This window comes from Burkholderia sp. MSMB1078WGS (assembly GCF_001528895.1).
Lineage (GTDB): Bacteria > Pseudomonadota > Gammaproteobacteria > Burkholderiales > Burkholderiaceae > Burkholderia.
Genome location: NZ_LPDI01000093.1, coordinates 32,934 through 53,271, shown reverse-complemented (window position 1 = coordinate 53,271; position 20,338 = coordinate 32,934). Strand labels below are relative to the sequence as shown.

At 67.0% G+C, this 20,338-nt stretch carries 14 protein-coding genes and 1 other RNA gene; 5 read left to right on the top strand and 10 right to left on the bottom strand.

Annotation, left to right across the window (positions count from 1 at the left end):
• The first annotated feature begins 435 nt into the window (after nt 1-435).
• On the top strand, nt 436-900 hold the full coding sequence (locus WT24_RS23115; RefSeq protein ID WP_074801272.1) for an OsmC family protein: 465 nt from the start codon (nt 436-438) through the stop codon (nt 898-900).
• A 68-nt stretch (nt 901-968) separates the two neighbouring features.
• On the opposite strand, the gene rnpB is transcribed toward WT24_RS23115, so the two are convergent.
• The 3 genes from rnpB to pyrC form a co-directional block, all read right to left on the bottom strand.
• An RNA gene (gene rnpB / locus WT24_RS23110) (RNase P RNA component class A) lies at nt 969-1,380 on the bottom strand.
• A 12-nt stretch (nt 1,381-1,392) separates the two neighbouring features.
• Entirely contained in the window at nt 1,393-2,271 is an 879-nt protein-coding gene (locus tag WT24_RS23105; protein ID WP_060035963.1) for a DUF3025 domain-containing protein, read from the bottom strand.
• Nucleotides 2,268-3,332, bottom strand: coding sequence for a dihydroorotase (pyrC, locus tag WT24_RS23100; protein ID WP_059500990.1), 1,065 nt, complete (start codon nt 3,330-3,332; stop codon nt 2,268-2,270). Before pyrC ends, WT24_RS23105 begins: the two co-directional genes overlap by 4 nt.
• 203 nt (nt 3,333-3,535) lie before the next feature.
• On the opposite strand from pyrC, the gene WT24_RS23095 reads away from it, so the two are divergent.
• Entirely contained in the window at nt 3,536-4,450 is a 915-nt protein-coding gene (locus tag WT24_RS23095; protein WP_059500989.1) for a class II glutamine amidotransferase, read from the top strand.
• Nucleotides 4,451-5,050: 600 nt separating this feature from the next.
• Entirely contained in the window at nt 5,051-10,324 is a 5,274-nt protein-coding gene (locus WT24_RS23090; RefSeq protein ID WP_060035962.1) for an autotransporter outer membrane beta-barrel domain-containing protein, read from the top strand.
• Between the two features lie 81 nt (nt 10,325-10,405).
• Here the strand turns inward: WT24_RS23090 and WT24_RS23085 are convergent, their stop codons facing one another.
• The 6 genes from WT24_RS23085 to WT24_RS23060 form a co-directional block, all read right to left on the bottom strand.
• The gene (locus tag WT24_RS23085) at nt 10,406-11,131 is read right to left on the bottom strand and encodes an amino acid ABC transporter ATP-binding protein (protein ID WP_034206415.1); all 726 of its coding nucleotides are present in this window, start codon (nt 11,129-11,131) and stop codon (nt 10,406-10,408) included.
• On the bottom strand, nt 11,128-11,805 hold the full coding sequence (gene gltK / locus WT24_RS23080; protein WP_059500987.1) for a glutamate/aspartate ABC transporter permease GltK: 678 nt from the start codon (nt 11,803-11,805) through the stop codon (nt 11,128-11,130). The genes WT24_RS23085 and gltK overlap by 4 nt, the downstream gene beginning before the upstream one ends.
• A complete protein-coding gene (locus WT24_RS23075) occupies nt 11,805-12,545 on the bottom strand; it encodes an amino acid ABC transporter permease (RefSeq protein ID WP_059500986.1) in 741 nt (246 codons plus the stop codon). The genes gltK and WT24_RS23075 overlap by 1 nt, the downstream gene beginning before the upstream one ends.
• Before the next feature lie 84 nt (nt 12,546-12,629).
• Nucleotides 12,630-13,523, bottom strand: coding sequence for a glutamate/aspartate ABC transporter substrate-binding protein (locus tag WT24_RS23070; RefSeq protein ID WP_059501113.1), 894 nt, complete (start codon nt 13,521-13,523; stop codon nt 12,630-12,632).
• Between the two features lie 220 nt (nt 13,524-13,743).
• Nucleotides 13,744-15,030, bottom strand: a complete 1,287-nt coding sequence (locus WT24_RS23065; protein WP_059500985.1) for a Glu/Leu/Phe/Val dehydrogenase — start codon at nt 15,028-15,030, stop codon at nt 13,744-13,746.
• Nucleotides 15,031-15,292: 262 nt separating this feature from the next.
• Nucleotides 15,293-16,261 carry a LysR substrate-binding domain-containing protein gene (locus WT24_RS23060; protein WP_059500984.1) on the bottom strand — a complete coding sequence of 323 codons (969 nt, stop codon included), beginning with the start codon at nt 16,259-16,261 and terminating at the stop codon, nt 15,293-15,295.
• 252 nt (nt 16,262-16,513) lie between these two features.
• Between WT24_RS23060 and purB the strand changes: the two genes are divergently transcribed.
• Nucleotides 16,514-17,902 carry an adenylosuccinate lyase gene (purB, locus tag WT24_RS23055; protein ID WP_059500983.1) on the top strand — a complete coding sequence of 463 codons (1,389 nt, stop codon included), beginning with the start codon at nt 16,514-16,516 and terminating at the stop codon, nt 17,900-17,902.
• A gap of 78 nt (nt 17,903-17,980) precedes the next feature.
• On the opposite strand, the gene WT24_RS23050 is transcribed toward purB, so the two are convergent.
• Nucleotides 17,981-19,402 carry an FAD-binding oxidoreductase gene (locus WT24_RS23050; RefSeq protein ID WP_060035961.1) on the bottom strand — a complete coding sequence of 474 codons (1,422 nt, stop codon included), beginning with the start codon at nt 19,400-19,402 and terminating at the stop codon, nt 17,981-17,983.
• A gap of 276 nt (nt 19,403-19,678) precedes the next feature.
• Between WT24_RS23050 and WT24_RS23045 the strand changes: the two genes are divergently transcribed.
• Nucleotides 19,679-20,326 carry a TetR/AcrR family transcriptional regulator gene (locus WT24_RS23045; protein ID WP_060035967.1) on the top strand — a complete coding sequence of 216 codons (648 nt, stop codon included), beginning with the start codon at nt 19,679-19,681 and terminating at the stop codon, nt 20,324-20,326.
• Nucleotides 20,327-20,338 lie beyond the last annotated feature (12 nt).

The window sequence follows — 20,338 nt, the reverse complement described above, 5'->3', positions numbered from 1 at the left end:
CTTCATTTGCCGTGATCAGCTTATGGCGGGACTTCCACCCGCAGGAATGCGCCCATGCTGGGCGCACACGAAAAAAAGCCCGAACGGCTGGTTCGGGCTTAATCCACCTTAGGAGGAGGGTGGAGGAGACATTCGGAGGTTGCCGCAGCGCGACAACCAATGAGGTTCATTATACGAATGGCCTGCGGACTTCACAAGAAAATTTGCATGGCGAAATTACATCCCATGATATGGGATTTCGACCAGCAAACTTGTGCACCCGGATTATCGTTTTAAATCAACCACATAATCGCACCAGACACGACCTGAAACCGTCCCCGCCTAGAGCAAAACCCCTAAATTAAGCAGGGAAATCGCCGCTCGCCACTCCACTCGCATGGCGCCGGCGTTGCACGTCGTGCAGCGCATCAGCCGACCGTTGCGCCGCGGGCTACAATGCCGGATCGAATCCGAATCAGGCAACGCTGGAGTGCAAGCATGGAATGCAAAGTAAGCTGGATGGGCCAGGACGGCATGGCGTTTTCCGCCGAGACCGGCAGCGGGCATCTCGTCACGATGGACGGCGCGCCCGAAGGCGGCGGCCACAATCTCGCGCCGCGTCCGATGGAAATGGTGCTGCTCGGCACCGGCGGCTGCACGGCCTATGACGTCGTGCTGATCCTGAAGAAGAGCCGTCAGGAAGTGAGCGGCTGCTCGGTCACGCTGAAGGCCGAGCGCGCGAGCGAAGATCCGAAGGTGTTCACGAAGGTGCACTTCCACTTCACGGTCACTGGCCGCAATCTGAATCCGGCCACGGTCGAGCGCGCGATTAACCTGTCGCACGACAAGTACTGCTCCGCGTCGATCATGATCGCGAAGACGGCCGAACTCACGCATTCGTTCGACATCGTCGCCGCCTGAGCGCACGGCGAACGCATGAAAAAAGGGCCGGCGCTCCGCTGGGAGACGCCGGCCCTTTCGCATTCGAACGGCAAAGCAGGCCGATAAGCCGGATTCTGTGCACGCCGCGCGCCGAAGCGCGCAACGCGTGGCAGCCATTCCTCTAGGCGCGCCATTACTGACGCGCTCAAGCTTCCTACCCGCAGACGAGACGGGGGCCCCGTCCTGCATCCGAAAATGCGCGCCTGCCTACTTGGAATTGCTCCGGGTGGAGGTTACCGTGCCGGCGAACGTCGCCGTCGCCGCGGTGCGCTCTTACCGCACCGTTTCACCCTTACCTGATCCCGGCTTGCGCCGGGCCATCGGCGGTTTGCTTTCTGTTGCCCTGTTCCGCGTGTCGCCACGGATGGCCGTTAGCCATCACCCTGCCCTGTGGAGTCCGGACTTTCCTCGCCCCCGCGCGCCCGAAGGCGGCGAGGCCGCGACTGCCTGGCCTGCTTTGCGACGCGCATTCTAGCACTGCGCGCCGCCGTCGGCAGCGCGCGAGCGGCGGCCGCTGCGAAACACGGCCGGATCGTCGTAGAACGCGGCGTCGGCGTTCGCCGCGCACCAGCCCGGCACGCCGAGCACCGGCAGCGGCGCGAAATCGCGGGTCGTCAGCGCGCGCGTCGCGAGTTCGGCGGCGATCCGCGCATCGACATGCGCGCTCCGTTGCGCGTCGGGCCATGAAAAATAGTCGGCGCTCACTTCGACGATCCACGCGTGCGCGGTGCAGGACTTGTACGGTACAACGAGCTGTTCGAGCAGCGCATGGCCGACCAGCCGCGCTTCGCAGCGCGTACCCCACGCATCGCGCGCGGCCACCAGCAGCCGCTGCCAGTCGAAGCCGCGCAGCGCGTCGGCAAGCGCGCGGTCGGCCGTGACGAACAGCGCCGCATTCTCGTCGAACAGCGTCAGCGCATCGCGCAACGTGCCACGCACGGGGCCGACCCCGCCCGCCCCATCGATCGCGGCGGCCTGACGCGCATTCAGCACGGCCTTGGTGCGCGGGTACGCGAACCAGACGAGCGCATTGAAGAAGTCGTGGAGATTGTGGCGGGTCGGCACGCGGCCGGTGGCCGCAATATGGGTCTCGTACGCGATGCCGGGCGGCAGCTCGGCCTGCGGCACGAACCGCAGCGGCCTGCCGCGACCGGTGACGCGACCGCCGCCGCGCAACGCGCCGTTCAACGCATCGAGCAGCGCGGCCTCGCCCGCACGGGCGGCCGCCTGCCACGCGCGACCCGGCTCCGCGTGAGGCGCGAGCCACGGCGCGGACCAGTCGATCCGCGCGAACTCCGCCGCCGCGAGACCGGCCGCAGGGCCGGGTTCACGCGGCGGCGCGCCGGTCACGCGAGTTTCCAGCCGATCGTCTCGCCGCCGCGCAGCGGCACGACCGGCGTATCGCCCGCGAAGATCTCGCGCGGCAGTTCCCACGCCTCGCGACGCAGCGTGACCGTCTCGGCGCTGCGCGGCAGCCCGTAGAAATCCGCGCCGAAGAAGCTCGCGAACCCTTCCAGCTTGTCGAGCGCGCCGGCCGTGTCGAATGCTTCCGCGTACAGTTCGAGCGCGTGCAGCGCCGTGTAGCAGCCCGCGCAGCCGCACGCGGTTTCCTTCGCGCCGCGCGCATGCGGCGCGCTGTCGGTGCCGAGGAAGAAGCGCGGGTTGCCCGACGTCGCGGCCTCGACCAGCGCCACGCGATGCGTCTCGCGCTTCAGCACCGGCAAGCAGTAGTAATGCGGGCGAATCCCGCCGACGAACAGTGCGTTGCGGTTGTACAGCAAGTGATGCGCGGTGATCGTCGCGCCGAGCAAACCGGGCGCCGCGTCGGCATCGCGCACGTAGTCGGCCGCGTCCTTCGTCGTGATGTGCTCGAACACGACCTTCAGGCCCGGGAAATCGCGGCGCAGCGGCGTCATCACGCGATCGATGAACACCTTCTCGCGATCGAACAGGTCGATCGACGCATCGGTCACCTCGCCGTGCACGAGCAGCGGCATGCCGGTTTCCTGCATCGCCTCGAGCGTCTTCGCGCATTTCGCGAGATCGGTGACGCCGTGGTCGGAGTTCGTCGTCGCGCCCGCCGGGTACAGCTTCACGCCGTGCACGAAGCCGCTCTCGCGCGCGCGGCGGATTTCGTCGGGCGGCGTGTTGTCGGTCAGGTACAGCGTCATCAGCGGTTCGAACGTCAGCCCGGCCGGCAGCGCGGCGAGGATGCGCTCGCGATAAGCCTGCGCCTGCGCGGTGGTCGTGACCGGCGGCTTCAGGTTCGGCATGACGATGGCGCGGCCGAACTGACGGGCGGTGTGCGGCAGCACGGCGGCGAGCATGTCGCCGTCTCGCAGGTGCAGGTGCCAGTCGTCGGGACGGGCGAGCGAAAGCGTCGCCGGGGAAGAAGCGTTCGAGGCAGTCATAGGAGGCGTCGTGAGGAACGGGCTTGCCATCGGCGGGGCCGGAACGCGCGTGCGCGGGCCGACTGACGGCAAACCGCAACACGGGGCCTTTGGCCAGCGGAATCCGCTTTTTACCGCTCAGGGCTCGGTGATATGCTAGAAACCGCATTGTACCGGGGTTCGCCCGGTTCGTTACCCCGCTTCAGCCTGCCGCCCCACGTAAAATGTGCCAACTCCTTGGAATGAACTGCGCCGCGCCGACGGACGTCACATTCTCCTTCACAGGTTTCGCGGCCCGGGGCGGGCTCACCGATCACCATGCCGACGGCTGGGGCATCGCGTTCTTCGAAGACAAGGCCTGCCGTCTCTTCATCGATCACCAGGCATCGGCCACGTCGCCGATCGCCGAAATGGTGAAGCGCTACCCGATCAAATCCAAGAACACGATCGCGCACATCCGCAAGGCGACGCAAGGGCACATCCTGCTCGAGAACAGCCATCCGTTCATGCGCGAGCTGTGGGGCCGGCACTGGATCTTCGCGCATAACGGCGATCTGCAGGACTACGCGCCGGACATGGACGGCAGCGTCTACCATCCGGTCGGCACGACCGACAGCGAGCAGGCGTTCTGCGTGCTGATGCAGGGGCTGCGCGAGGCCTTTCCCGGCGCGCAGCCGCCGCTGCCCGAACTGTTCGAGCGGGTCGGCGAGCTGACGCGCGGCATCACCGATCACGGCGTGTTCAATTTCCTGATGTCGAACGGCCAGGCGCTCTTCGCGCACTGCTCGACGCGGCTGCACTACCTCGTGCGGCGCTGGCCGTTCTCGACCGCGCATCTCGTCGATGAAGACCTGTCGATCGACTTCGCGAAATACACGACGCCGGAGGATCGCGTCGCGGTGATCGCGACGCAGCCGCTCACCGACAACGAAGTCTGGACCGCATTCGAGCCGGGCGAGCTGATCATGTTCCAGTGCGGCGACGTCGCCGCACGGATGCGGATTCCGGTGCCCGAGCGCGTGCTCGAGAAACTGCGCAACCCGTCGCTTGACGCGTCGGCGTCCGCGCCGCGCACGGCGGTTCGCGAAGCGCTCGCCACCGCGGCCGACGGCGATTCCGACGACGCGATCGATTTCTGAAGCGCGGCATCGGCCGCTTCCTGCGCACTGCCAGCCGCGCGAGCTTCACGCGACGCGTCCGACGACGCCCGTCATCGGCGTAAATCGCCGCGCTGCGGCCAATATGGTTTCATTTTGACGACCACCCGGCGCAACCGATCGACGTCATGCAACATTTTCTTGATTTTATTAATTTACAAGCGAAAATAAATAAAAGACGCAACAAACAAAACGACGACCGATTAAAACGAAAATCCCGGTCTCGCATTTTAGCGCGCCCCTCCCGTCGGAACCGTGCGTTACCCCACCTACTCCGGCAGCCCTTCCGGATTTTCGAAAAAATCCCCCAAACCCGCCACCACCATTGCCTTCGGTTCGATTAACCACACAAATCGAAAATACCACGCATTACGGTTCGCATCATTACAGTTTCCCGTTTCTCGATAATCGACGGCCACCCGAATCAGTAGACTCCGCCCATCCTCGGTGTAACGAAACACGATTGGCGCGACACGCGGCCATAGCCGCCGCACGCCCCTTCGGATCGTTTCCCCACCGCGGAATGCGAATTCGCCGAATGGCGGCGAATGCCACGTCAAAAAGAAGAAAGAGGGGTATGCCGTGAATCACTCATTTCGATCGATATGGAGCGAAGCCGCCGGCTGCTGGGTCGCGGTTGCGGAAACGGCCCGGGCGCGCGGCAAGCGCTCGGGCAACGCATCGGGCTCGAGTCGTCGCACCGCGCACGCAACGACGCGCCGGTCGCCGCTTCGCGTCGCGGCGCTCGGCGCCGCACTGGCGGCGCTGTCGGCCGGCGCCGCGCACGCATCGACCTGCGGCAGCGGCGCCGCAATCGCGAACGGGGGCACCTGCACGCTCGACAGCTTCAGCCCGACGGTCAACGACAACCTGGCCGGCGCCACGATCGTGTCGGGTGGCGACCGGGTCGGCCTGACGGGCGCCTGGACCGGCGCGACCGGCGACATGGGCTACACGCTGACGCCGCTCGGCAGCACGTCCGTCGTATCGGGCAACCCCGACCAGCCGCTGCTGTCGATCGGCGGCAAGACGCGCAGCGTCAGCACGCCCGACTCGATCACCGGCAGCCATACGTCGGTCGCGATCTATGATTCGGGTGCGTTCGCGGCATCGAGCGCCGGCTCGATCAACGTGCCGGTCTATCACGACGTGAACGGCAACCAGTACGTGAACACGCGGATCGGCACCGTCGAACGCTCCGGCGGCACGCTCGACGTGTCGATCGGCGATCCCGCGGGCGCGCCGACGGCGGCCGGCAATGCGATCACGATGGCGCCCAAGCAGACCGATCTGTTCGTCGCGGACGGCACGGGCACGGCGCAAAGCGTCGTCAACTGGAACTCGCGCAACCAGGTCTGGCTCGGCACCGGCGACTATCTCGCGAGCGGCGGCCCCGTCAGCCACGTGCTGCTCGACGTGCCGGCGTATGCGGGCACCTTCACGGCGTTCGACGGCAGCGCCTGGACGGTCACCGACGCCGCGTCGCTCGCCGCGTACAACACCTTTCTCGTGCGCTCGGTCCAGAGCGGCGCACTCGGCTCGCAGGCCGCGTACGATCAAGCATTCAGCCAGGCCGTCACGTTCTCCACGCAATCGTTCGAGTATGCGAACAACGTGACGCCGGGCGACAAGAACACGCTGCGGATGGATTACCTGACGGTCATGCACGGCACCGGCGCAAACGCGACGCTGCACATCGGCAAGGACGGCCAGATCGACTTCCGCGGCACCAACACGATCGACTCGAGCTCGGCGGTCCTCGCCGAAAACGGCGCGCACTTCGTCAACGACGGACGGCTGTCGGGCGACTTCACGCTCGTGCGCCTGCTGACCGGCGCGAGCGGCGTGAACAACGGCGTGATCTCGTCCGGCTACGCAGCCGGCGACAACTTCGACACCAGCGGCGCCGCGCGGCCCTACAACTTCAGCCTCAACGCATACACCGAGGGTAGCGGCATCTACGCGAACGGCGCCGGCACGACCTTCGTCAACAACGGCGTGATGAACGTCGGCGCCTGGACCTTCAACAGCACGCGCCCCGACCTGCAGAACTACGCGGTAGCCGCCACGGACGGCGCACGCGCATCGAACGCCGGCACGATCAACGTCGGCGTCAACGCGACGACGCTCGACAGCCAGGTGATCGGCGGCCTCGTCGCCGGCGGCAGCTTCACGAACGAAGCCGGCGGCACGATCTATCTCGGCCGCGCCGCGCAGTACGACGCCGCCTCGCCCGAAGCCGCGAACGACGTCGCGCTGTCCGCGCACGCGTACGGCATCCTGCTCGGCGCGTCGGGCACCGCGAGCAACCTCGGCACGATCGTGATCGGCACGCAAACGCAGAACGGCGCCGCGCTGGCGAGCATCGGTTCGACCTCCGGCGCGCTGACCAACGCGGGCGCGATCGTCGTCGACGGCGCCGCGCCCGGCACGCCGCTCGCCAACGTCGGCATGCTCGCCGCCAACACCGCGGCGGCCGTGACCAACACGGGCACGATCACGCTGAATGGCGTGAACGGCATCGGCATCATGGTCGTCGGCACCGGCACGAACGCGACGGCCGCGACGTCGACCGGCACGATCGACGTGGCCGGCGGCCTCGATCCCGCGTCGGGCACGCGCAACTACGGCGTCTGGGCCGAAGGGCCGCTAGCGAAGGCCACGGTCGACGGGGCGCTGAACCTGACCGGCACGGGCGCGATCGGCGTGCATGCGCGTTCGGGCGCAACGATCGACGTCGGTGCGAACGCCGTGCCGGCCTTCACGTCCGGCACCGACCAGATCGGCTTCTATGCATACGGTGCAGGCTCGAAAATCAACGTCGCCGCGCAGCACCTGAGCGTCGACACCGACGATTCGACGCTGTTCCGCGTCGCGGGCGGCGCGGCCTACACGGGCGCGTCGACGGCCGGCGCGCTGACGACCGACGTCAACGGCCAGCGGGCGCGCGGCGGGCTCGCGACCGACGCCGGCACTACGCTGTCGACCGGCAACGCGGTCTATAACGTCAACGGCGCGAACGGCATCGCGATCGCGGTCGAAGGCGGCGCGAAAGGCACGATCGACGCGGGCGCGACGATCAATCTGAACGCGGGCGGCGCGACCGCGGGCGTCGTGGACGGCCAGGCGCACGATCTCGCCGGCGCGAATGCCGGCGCACCGGTCGCGACGACGCTGATCAACGATGCCGCCGTCACGTCGTCGACCGCCGGCGTGACGGGTTTCGTCGCGCAAAACCTCGGCACGCTCGAGAACCGCAGCACGGTGTCGCTGACCGGCGCCGGCTCGACGGGCGTCGTGGCCGGCACGCTCGGCACGGTGAACAACGCATCGACGATCCGGGTCGCCAACGGCACGGGCGCGCTCGTGCAGGGCGCGTCGGCCACGCTCGCGAATGCAGGTTCGATCGAAGCCGACGACGGTATCGCGGGCGTACGCCTGACGGGGGCCGGCGCATCGGTCGCGCTGTCGGGCGCCGGCGCCGTCATCGCGAACGGCAGCGCCGACGGCGTGCTGATCGACTCGACCGTCACGGGCGGCGGTATCGCGGCCGGTGCGACGTCGATCGCGGTCGGCGGAGCGGGCAGCGGGATCCGCAACCTCGGTGCGAATGCAACGATCGCGCTGTCCGGCACGCAGGTCGCCACGACCGGCAACGGCGCCGCCGGCCTGACGTCGGCCGGCGCGGGCGCGCGCATCGCGACCGATGCGGCCACGGTCGTCCGCACGGCGGGCGCCGATGCGCGCGGCTTGTCCGTGTCGGGGGCCGATTCCACGCTCACGGCCCATGGAACGACCGTCGCGACGACCGGCACGAACGCCCATGCGATCGTCATGGACGCCGGCGCGACGGCCCTGCTGTCGGGCGCGAAAATCTCGACATCGGGAAGCGCGGCCGATGCCGTCGTCGTGCAAAACGGCGGCCGCGTCGCCGATGCGGGATCGTCGCTCGCCAGCGCGGCCGGCAACGGCGCAACCGCGAACAGCGGCGGCGTGCTCGCGTTGACCGGCACGACGCTCGCGGGCGCGACGGCCGGCGTGCTCACGTCGGACACGCTCGCGAACGGCGCGACCAGCTCGATACTCGTCGACGGCGGCAGCGTGACGGCCGCCACCGGGCCGGCCTTCGCCGCGCGCGGCGGCACGGCCGACATCGCGGTGCGCAACGGCACGGTCGTGACGGCCGGCAACGGCACGCTGCTGAACCTCGCGAACGGCAGCAACGTGACGTTCGACGCATCGGCGGTGAACCTCGCGGGCGACATCGTTTCCGACGCGTCGAGCACCGGCAATGTGTTCCTCGCGAACGGCACGACGCTGACCGGGAAGATCGACCCGGTCGCGCTGACCATCGACGGCACGAGCACGTGGCGCATGACGGGCAGCTCGGTCGTGAGCCGCCTGAGCAACGCGGGCCTCGTCGCATTCGCCGCGCCGACCGGCTCGCCGACGCTGGCCGGCAGCTACAAGACGCTGACGACCGGCGGCTACGTCGGCAACGGCGGCACGGTCGCGCTGAACACGTACCTCGGCGCCGACGCGTCGCCGACCGACCGGCTGATCGTGAACGGCGGCGCGGCGACCGGCACGACCGGCCTGAAGATCGCCAATACGGCCGGCACGGGCGCACTGACCACCGGCGACGGGATTCCGGTGGTCGTCACGACCAACGGCGGCACGACCGCCGTGTCGGCGTTCCATCTCGCGGGCCCGGTACAAGCCGGCGCATACGAGTACCGGCTCTATCGCGGCGGGCAGAGCGACGCGAACGGCTGGTACCTGCGTTCGCAGCTCGACCCGACCGACCCCGGCGACCCAATCCACCCGTCCGGCGGCGGCGACGGCGGCAACGACGGCAATGGAAACGGCAACGGCGGCGCGCTCGCGTATCGCCCGGGCGTCTCCGGCTACGCGATGACGCCGCTGCTGAACGCCGACTACGGCTTCTCGACGCTCGGCCGGCTGCACGAGCGCGTCGGCGACATCTACAACGTCGAGAAGCAGCAGCCCGGCAATCGCGACGGCGTGTGGGGGCGCATCGGCGGCCAGAGTCTCGATGCGAACGCGGGCCGCTTCTCGGCCGACGAACGCACGTTCTTCGCGCAGTTCGGCAAGGACTGGACCCTCGACCAGGCGCCGAACGGCGCCGGCAGCACGCATGCGGGCGTGACGGCCAGCATCGGCGTGGCGAATGCGAGCTTCAGCGACATGGCGCGTGCCGGCTCGCCCGACCTGTCGACGTCGACCGGCTCGGTCGAGATGCACGCGCAGAGCGTGGGCGGCTACTGGACGCGCTATCTGCCTGACGGCACCTACTTCGACAGCGTCGGACAGGTCACGCACTACGGCAACCGCTATCGCGACAGCTACGGCAACGAAGCGTCGCAGAACGGCTTCGGCGTCGCGCTGTCGCAGGAAGTCGGCAAGCCGTTCGCGATCGGCACGTTGCCGATCGCGGTCGAGCCGCAGGCGCAGTTGATGTATCAGTACCTGAAGCTGAACGGGTTCAACGACAACGTGTCGGCCGTCTCGGGCACGACGACGCATGCGCTGCGCGGCCGCGTCGGCGTGCGCTTCTTCCGGCCGAACCTCCAGTCGGACGCGGGCGGCGGCGCCGCGACGCCGTACTTCACGGCCGACGTGCTGCACGACTTCCTGTCGCTGGGGCAGACCGTCGTCGGCGGCACGCCGTTCGCGACACATCTCGGGCGCACGTGGTACGAGCTCGGCGTCGGCGTGACCGCCGGCTTCGGCAAGTCGGGCGAGCTGTATGCGAACGCGAAGATCGCGCGCAACATCGGCGGCGATTACCGGCGCGGGATCGTCGGGCAGGTCGGCTACCGGTACAGCTGGTAACGCCCGGCGGCGGACGAAAAAAAACCGCCCGGCGGCATGCCGGGCGGTTTCTGGCTGGGTGCGCGCAAGACGCGCGAACGCTCAGTGCAGGATCTTCGCGAGGAAGTCCTTCGCGCGGTCCGATTTCGGATTCGAGAAGAAATCGTCCTTGCGGTCGTCCTCGACGATCGCGCCCTTGTCCATGAAGATCACGCGATGCGCGACCTTCTTCGCGAAGCCCATCTCGTGCGTGACGACCATCATCGTCATCCCTTCCTGCGCGAGTTCGACCATCACGTCGAGCACTTCATTGATCATCTCGGGATCGAGCGCGGACGTCGGCTCGTCGAACAGCATCGCGATCGGGTCCATCGACAGCGCGCGCGCGATCGCGACACGCTGCTGCTGGCCGCCCGACAACTGGCCCGGAAACTTGTGCGCATGCGCCTTCAGGCCGACGCGATCGAGCAGCTTCATGCCCTTTTCGGTCGCCTCGTCCTTGCCGCGGCCGAGCACCTTGATCTGCGCGAGCGTCAGGTTCTCGGTGATCGACAGGTGCGGGAACAGCTCGAAATGCTGGAACACCATCCCGACCTTCGAGCGCAGCTTCGACAGGTTCGTCTTCTTGTCGCCGACCGACTGGCCGTTCACGAGGATCTCGCCCTGCTGGAACGGCTCCAGGCCGTTCACGGTCTTGATCAGCGTCGACTTGCCGGAGCCGGACGGGCCGCATACGACGACCACTTCGCCTTTCTTGACCTCGGTCGTGCATTCGGTGAGGACTTGAAACTGGCCGTACCACTTCGAAACGTTCTTGATGGAAATCATCTTGTGACCTTTTTCTGGAGACCCTTGACGAGAGCAGACGCCAACGAGCAAATCACGAAATAGCATGCGCCGGCGAACAGGACCATCTCGACGGTCGTGCCGTCGCGATCGCCGATGTTGGCGGCCGTGCGGAAGAAGTCCGCGAGACTGATCACGTACACGAGCGACGTATCCTGGAACAGGACGATCGCCTGCGTGAGCAGCAGCGGCACCATCGCGCGGAACGCCTGCGGCAGGATCACGAGGCGCATCGCCTGCGCGTAGTTCATGCCGAGCGCGAACGCGGCATTCACCTGCCCGCGCGGCACCGCCTGGATGCCGGCGCGGATGATCTCGGAATAATACGCGGCTTCGAACAACGAGAACGCGACCATGGCCGACGCGAGGCGGATGTCGATCGTCGGCGACAGCCCGAGCACGCCCTGCAGCAGCTGCGGCACGATCAGGAAGAACCACAGCAGCACCATCACGAGCGGGATCGAGCGGAACACCGTGACGTAGCCCTTCGCGAACCACGCGAGCGGTTTCACGCCGGACAGCCGCAGCAGCGCCAGCAGCGTGCCCCAGACGATCCCGACCACGATCGCGATCAGCGTGATCTTGAACGTGACGACCGCCCCCGACCACAGCGTCGGCAGCGCGCCGGGAATACTACTCCAGTCGAACTGATGCATCACTTGCCTCCGATATAGCCGGGCAGCCGCGTGCGGCCTTCGATCCAGCGCATGAACGCCATCACGACGAGGTTGATCAGCACGTACGCGAGCGTGACCGCGATGAACGACTCGTAGGTCTGCGCGGTGTAGTCGACGAGCTGGCGCGCCTGCGCGGACAGATCGAGCAGGCCGATCGTCGACGCGACGGCGGAGTTCTTGAAGATGTTCAGGAATTCCGACGTGAGCGGCGGCACGATGATCCGGTACGCGACGGGCAGCAGCACGTAGCGATACGTCTGCCATTGCGTGAAGCCCATCGCGAGGCCGGCCGCGCGCTGGCCCTTCGGCAGCGCGTTGATCCCCGAGCGCACTTGTTCGCACACGCGCGCGCCCGTGAACAGACCGAGACAGACGATCGACGCGGTAAAGAACTGCGTGCCGGGCGGCAACTGCTTGATCCAGGTGCCGATCGACGCGGGCAGCAGCTCGGGTATCACGAGATACCAGATGAAGAACTGCACGATCAGCGGAATGTTCCGGAAGATCGACACGTACACGGTGCCGATCGCGGCGAGCCATTTGTTCGGCACGGTACGCAGCACGCCGAACAGCGATCCGACGATCAGCGCGATGACCCAGGCGACGAGCGACACTTCGATCGTCACCCAGAAGCCGGACATCAGCCATCCGAAATAAGTCGTCGGCTCGCCGGTCGACACGGGGCTCAGGAAGATGCCCCAGTTCCAGTGGTAAGACATGGGCAAGACTCCAGCAAAAAGAAACGGAAGAAGCGTGGCCTCTTCCGTCTCATGAGCGTCATTTCTGCATCAACGGCAGTGTGATCAGTCGAGCGCCTTGTCGTTCGGGTTCGCGTACAGCTTCTTCATCGACTCGGACAGCGGGAAGTTCAGGTTCAGGTTCTTCGGCGGGATCGGGTTCTCGAACCACTTCGCGTAGATCTTCGCGGCTTCGCCCGACTTCTCGACTTGCGAGATCGCGTCGTCGACGACCTTCTTGAAGTCGGTATCGCCCTTGCGCATCATGCAGCCGTAGGCCTCTTCCGATTGCGGCGTGCCGACGATCACCCATTCGCCCGGCTGCTTCGCTTTCGCGCGCTCGCCCGCGAGCAGCGCGTCATCCATCATGAATGCGACCGCGCGGCCCGATTCCAGCGTGTTGAACGAATCGCCGTGATCCTTCGCGCTGATGATGTTCATGCCGAGCTGCTTGTCGTTGTTCATCTTGCGCAGCAGGCGCTCCGACGTCGTGCCGGCAGTCGTCACGACCGTCTTGCCCTTCAGGTCGCCGAAATCCTTGACGCCCGAATCCTTCTTCGTCATCAGGCGCGTGCCGATCACGAAGATCGTGTTCGAGAATGCGGCCTGCTGCTGACGCTCGGCGTTGTTGGTCGTCGAGCCGCACTCGATGTCGACCGTGCCGTTCTGCACCAGCGGAATACGGTTCTGCGACGTGACGGGGATGTTCTTCACCTGCAGGTTCGGCAGGTTCAGCTTCTTCTTCACCGCATCCACGACCTTCATCTGGAAGTCGCGCGAATAGCCGACCACCTGCTGGTTCTGGTCATAGTAAGAGAACGGAATCGACGATTCGCGGTGGCCCAGCGCGATCACGCCCGTGTCCTTGATCTTCTTCAGCGTGCCCGTCTCCTGAGCATGCGCGCCGCTTGCGAACGCGCAAAGCGCCGCCACCATCAGGACTGCCTTGTGGTATTTCATTTTGGTCATCTCCTTGGCTAAAACCCGCGCCAGTGTATCAAAGTAATATTTTTGAAAGTACTGGTTGTTTACCGCACTACGAATCGCCCCGTGCGAAGCCGTCCTCCCGGCTTCCGGCGCCTGAATGCGCACGCGGGCGGCGCCGGATTCGGCACCGCCCGCGAGGGTTCATGCACGCAATCGCGAGGATTGCGTCATGCGTCGATCGTAGTCGAACCGATCAGGGATACAGGCCGCGCATTTCGCGCGCCATCAGGATGCGCTTGCACGCGACGATGAACGCCGCCGTACGCACCGTCACCTTGTGCTCTTCCGCGACCGCCCACACGCCGGCGAACGCTTCGCGCATCACGCGCTCGAGACGGTGGTTGATCTCGTCTTCCGTCCAGAAGAAGCTCGAGAAATCCTGCACCCACTCGAAGTACGACACGGTCACGCCGCCCGCGTTCGCGATCACGTCGGGGATCACGAGCACGCCGTTCGCGCTCAGGATGTCGTCGGCCGCCGTCGTCGTCGGGCCGTTCGCGCCTTCGACGATGATCTTCGTGCGGATCTTCGATGCGTTCTTCTCGGTGATCTGGTTTTCCAGTGCCGCCGGGATCAGGATGTCGGTCTCGACCGTCCAGAACTCGTCGTTCGGCATCGGCTCGGCGCCTTCGAAGCCCGCGACGCCGCCCGTGCGTGCGACGTGGTCGAGCAGCTTGTTCGAATCGAGGCCGGCCGGCTGGTAGATCGTGCCCGTGTGGTCCTGCACCGCGATCACCTTCGAGCCCGCTTCCTGGAACAGCTTCGCCGCGATGCCGCCGACGTTGCCGAAGCCCTGCACCGCGATGCGCGCGCCTTCGATCTCGAGGCCCTTCTTCTTCGCCGCTTCGCAGCCGACGACGAACACGCCGCGGCCCGTCGCTTCCTTGCGGCCGAGCGAACCGCCGAGCGCGATCGGCTTGCCGGTCACGACGCCGGTCGACGTCTGGCCCTGGTTCATCGAGAAGGTGTCCATCATCCACGCCATCACCTGTTCGTTGGTGTTGACGTCCGGCGCCGGAATGTCGGTGTTCGGGCCGATGATGATGCCGATTTCGCTGGTGTAGCGACGCGTCACGCGCTCGAGCTCGCCGCGCGACAGCTTGCGCGGGTCGACGCGGATGCCGCCCTTCGCACCGCCGTACGGCACGTTCACGGCCGCGTTCTTCACCGACATCCATGCCGACAGCGCCATCACTTCCGACAGCGTCACGTCCTGGTGGTAGCGCACGCCGCCCTTGCCCGGGCCGCGCGACACGTTGTGCTGCACGCGATAGCCCTCGAAGTGCGCGACGGTACCGTTGTCGAGCTCGATGGGCACGTCGACGACCAGGATGCGCTTCGGACGCTTCAGCGTTTCGAGCCAGCGCGACAGCGAGCCGAGGTACGGCGCGACGCGATCGACCTGCTGAAGGTAGTTGCCCCACGGGCCGAGATCGTCGGCGTGCAGGTAGGACGGGATGGACTGCTGTTGCGAAGACATGGAGGCTCCAACGTTCAACGGATTGCGCACATTGTCGAAAAACCCGTTTTTTTTATCCAATGCCGTTTGTTTATTCGATTATGCGTTTCTTGCATGATCGCGATTTTTCGCAAAATCGCGGTCGATTTGCGCAAGAACACCCGCGATCGGTCGGGCATCGCGCTCGTGAAAACCGCTTTGCCGACGCGCGAGCCGGCCCGCGGACAGCCGTCCGACAGGCGCCGCAAGGCCGCCGTCAGCCGGCCGGATCAACCGTCGGCGGTTAGCCGGTGCCGCCGCCGGCGGTTTCGCGCAGCTCGTCGCGCACGACGTCCCACAGCGCGCGCACGAGCTTCTGCCGCGGATCGTCGCCCTGCAGCGCGAGCTTGTCGCAGTACAGCCGGATCTCCATCGTCAACGTGAACGGATGCGCGCCGCCGCCGCGCGCCGAGCGGTCGAGCCGGATCAACCGGCCGCCCGCGACCGCGTCGTCGACCGCGCTGTGCGGCAGGAACGCGACGCCGTGGCCCGCGAGCGCCATCGCCTTCAGCCCTTCGGCCATGTCGGTTTCGTACACGCGATCGAGGAACAGCCGCGTCGGCGCGTTCGCGATGATGACTTCGGTCATCCGGCCGAGATACGCGTTCGGCGTATACGACAGATACGGCACGCGCGCGTCGGCCGCGCCCGGCAGCGTATGGCGCGGCCGGCCCGCGCGGCCGGGCGCGGAAAACGGGCTGATCGGCTCGCTGCCGAGAATCAGCATGTCGTAGCGAGCCGGGTCGAGCGCGACCGGATGGCTCGGGTGGTGGTAGCCCATCACGAGGTCGCAGCCGCCCTCGACGAGCGACAGCACCGCGTCGTGCACGTTCAGCGCGCGCAGCCGCGTGTGGACCTGCCCCATCTTCGCCTCGATCCGCTCGAGCCAGCGCGGGAAATACGTGAGCGACAGCGTGTGCGGCACCGCGAATTCGATCGTCGGCACCGGTGCGCCGACGTGGCCGCGCAGCAGCGTCCGTGCCTCGTGCGCCTGCGACAGCATCGTCAGCGCCTGTTCGTAGAAGATCTGCCCGGCCTGCGTGAGCCGGGTCGGATAGACCGAACGATCGATCAGCTCGGTCGCGAGCCATGCCTCGAGCGCCTGGATGCGCCGCGAAAACGCCGGCTGCGACACGTGCCGCAACTCGGCGGACCGGCTAAAGCTGCGCGTTTCCGCGAGCGAGACGAAGTCTTCGAGCCATTTCAGTTCCATGCAGGCGGGCGCGGCGGGCGGCGGTCGGGAAGAAGCCTGCATTCTACCGGCGGGCAGGCCCGGCCGGCGGCTTGCCTGGCGGCCCGACGAGCCGGCGCGGGCGCCTGCCCGCAGGCCGTTCGCGCGCCGCCCGGGCATCGTTCGGCCGTGGCGCCGGCGACCGGGCCGGTTCGGCCGGGATCGTCCCGCGCCAATGGTAAAATGCCGGATTCTCTCCCCTCGCTCGACCCGGCCCCAAGGCCCCGCCCGATCATGTCCGACACTCGTCCCGATACGCTTTTCGCCCTCACCGCGCTCTCGCCCATCGACGGCCGCTACGCCAGCAAGACCGAAGCGCTGCGCGACTGGCTCTCCGAAGCCGCCTTCATGCGCCACCGCGTCACCGTCGAGGTGCACTGGCTGATCGCGCTATCGCGCGCCGGCTTCGCGGAAGTCCCGCGCTTCTCGGAAGCGTCCGAGCAGTTCCTGCTGCAGCTCGCCGAGCGCTTCACCGCGCACGACGCCGCGCGCATCAAGGAAATCGAGCGCGTGACGAACCACGACGTGAAGGCCGTCGAATACTGGCTGAAGGAATCGGTGAAGGGCCAGGCCGAACTCGAGAAGGCGAGCGAATTCATCCACTTCGCGTGCACGTCCGAGGACATCAACAACACGTCGCACGGGATGATGCTCGCCGGCGCGCGCGAACACGTGATCCTGCCGGCGCTGCGCACGGTCCACCAGCGCCTCGTCGCACTCGCGCACGCACACGCCGAACAGCCGATGCTGTCGCGCACGCACGGCCAGCCGGCCAGCCCGACGACGCTCGGCAAGGAACTCGCGAACGTCGCCGCGCGCCTCGCCCGCGCCATCGCGCGCATCGAGAAGGTCGAGATCCTCGGCAAGATGAACGGCGCGGTCGGCAACTTCAACGCGCACCTGTCCGCGTATCCGGAATTCGACTGGGAAGCGTTCTCGCGCGACGTGATCGAAAACCGCCTGAAGCTCACGTTCAACCCGTACACGATCCAGATCGAGCCGCACGACTACATGGCCGAACTGTTCGACGCGGTCGCGCGCGCGAACACGATCCTGCTCGACCTCGATCGCGACGTGTGGGGCTACATCTCGGTCGGCTACTTCAAGCAGAAGACGAAGGCCGGCGAGATCGGCTCGTCGACGATGCCGCACAAGGTCAACCCGATCGACTTCGAGAACTCGGAAGGCAACCTCGGCCTCGCGAACGCGACGCTGCGCCACCTCGCCGACAAGCTGCCGGTGTCGCGCTGGCAGCGCGACCTGACCGACTCGACGGTGCTGCGCAACATGGGCGTCGCGCTCGGCTATTCGCTGCTCGCGTACGATTCGCTGATCCGTGGCCTCGACAAGCTCGAGGTGAACCCGCAGCGCCTGAACGAAGATCTCGACAACTGCTGGGAAGTGCTCGCCGAGCCGGTGCAGACGGTGATGCGCCGCTACGGCATCGAGAACCCGTACGAGCAGTTGAAGGAACTGACGCGCGGCAAGGGCATCACGCGCGAAGCGCTGCAGGAATTCGTCGGCACGCTCGCGATCCCGCAGGACGCGAAGGATCGCCTGCTCGCGATGACGCCGGCGTCGTACATCGGCAAGGCCGTCGAACTCGCGAAGCGGATCGCGTAAGCAGCGCCGTCGCCCGACAAAAAAGCCCGATGCAATCGCATCGGGCTTTTTCATGGGCGCTCGCGCGCGGGACGAAGATCAGAATGAAATCATCCGGCCCGGGTTGAGCGCGCTCATCACGCTCATCGCGGCCTTCGCGGCGGGAATCGCGATCGGCGACAACTGCCGGCCGAGCGGAATCGCGCGGTGGTCGATGCCCGTGAGCATCGAGAAATCGTCGTTGCGGCCGACGAAATCGTCGCAGATCGCCTTGCCGATCCGCACCGTCTGCGCGACGCCGTGGCCGCTCCAGCCCTGCACCATGTACATCGGCACGCGGCCGTCGGTCTTGCGGCTGTCGGTGGCGCCGTTCAGCGTGAAGTCGCTGACGCCGCTCCAGCAGTAGTCGAGCGCGAAGCTGCCGTCGGCCTGCGGAAACACCATGTTCAGCCGCGTCAGCAGATACGCGTTGACGTCGGGCTGCGCCCAGCAACTGCCGGTGCCCTGCCCGCCGAACAGCAGGCGGTTGCCGCGCACCGGCCGGTAGTAGTCGATCTGGAACTGCGTGTCGTACACCGGCATGCCGGCGGGCATCAGCGTCGCGACGTCGACGTCGAGCGGCGCCGTCACGCTCACGTACGTGAAGAACGGCACCGTGGTCGCCGCGCCGTCGTCGAGCAGCCGGAACGTCGTGTTGTGCAGCGCGAGCACGACGCCGCGGCGCGCGGTGATCGTGCCGCCCGGCGTCGTCGCGACGACGCCGGCCGGCGTCTCGTCGAGCTCGAGCACCTCGGTGCCTTCGAACAGCGCGCCGCCGTTCAGCCGGAAGCCGTGCACCATGCCGCGCACCAGCGCGAGCGGGTGAATCTGGCCGCCGAGCGCATCGATCGCCGCGCCGTGATACAGCCCGGAGCGCACGTATTCGTCGTGCAACTGATGGCGGCCGACGAGCGTCACGCCCGCATCGCCGAGATGGCGGCGCGCATCCGCGCCGTCGAGCAGCGCGCTCATGTGGCCGGGGTGAACCGCCGCCGTGACGTGGCCGCGCTTGCGGTCGAGATCGAGCGCGTAACGCACGCCGATCTCGTCGATCAGGTCCATCGACTCGGCGGATGCGAAGCGCCACAGCCGCTTCGCATCGTCGTGCGACAGGTGGTCGATCATGTCGGCGGCTTCCCAGCGCGCGAGGCCGGGCGTCAGTTGCCCGCCGTTGCGGCCCGACGCGGCCGAGCCGACGTGATGCTTGTCGACGAGGATCGTGTCGACGCCCGCTTGCGCGAGATGCAGTGCGGCCGATGCGCCGAGCAGGCCCGCGCCGATCACGAGCACGTCGCACACGGCGTCGCGCGCGAGCGGCGCGCTGTTTTCGTGGCGCGACAGCGACGCTTCGTACCAGTTCGCTGGACACGCGCCGTCGTAGCGGGCCGGATCGCACCAGTTCCAATTGTCTTTTTCGATGTTCAGTTGCGTTTGCTCGAAACGCGCTTCGCCCTGGATCAGGGGTTTGTTATCGGACGTCATGATTGCACTTGCATGGTCTTGGGCCGCCTGTCGAAGAGCCTTCTGGCTTCGCGGGTGGGGCAGCCGGTTCCACTTGGGTGTCAACGAGAAAGGAGGCGCGAGGGCCCGTGTTGACGGCGAGCACGCTCGTGCCGCCTGGATCCCGGACTGTGCGAAAGCACGTATCGAAAGGTGCCGGGACACCCAATTTCTACACCGCAGAAATAATTCTACAGTGTAGAATAAGCTTTCGTCAAGTTTACAACCGGCGCCATGCCGGCCTGTCCGTCCGTCTCGATGAAAGACAAACCCGCCCAAGGCCCGCGCGGCCTCGACAAGGACGCGATCGTCGCGGCCGCGCTCGCACTGCTCGAGGATGTCGGCGAAGCCGCGTTCAGCGTGCGCAAGCTCGCGCAATCGGTCGGCTGCGATCCGATGAGCGTGCTGTATCACTTCAAGTCGAAGGAGGGCCTGAGTCGCGCGATCGCGAATGCGCTGTCGCGCTCGCTCGTGCCGGTCGATCCGTCGCAGCCGTGGCGCGAACGGCTGCGCGATCTCGCGCGCCAGTACCGCGCGCTCGCGCTGCGCTACCCGGCCGCGTTCGCGCTGCTGCAGCGGCACATGAGCACGGGGCCGGTCGATCTCGCGCACATCGAGGCCGTGCATCGCGCACTGACCGACGCCGGCATCCCGCGCGCGGCGCTGCCGTCGGTATGCGTCGGCTGGTACGCGAGCGTGATCGGCCTCGCCGCCGCCGAAGCGGGCGGCCTCACACGTCCCGCGAACGACGTCGAGCTCGCGGAAATGCACGCGCTGTCCGACGCCGGGCATCCGCTCGTCAAATCGGCCGCCCCGCTCTATGCGCGGCTCGATCCGGCCGTCGTACACGACACGATGCTCGACGTGCTGCTCGACGGCATCGCGCAGCGCGCGCGCACCGCCTGACCGGCATACGCG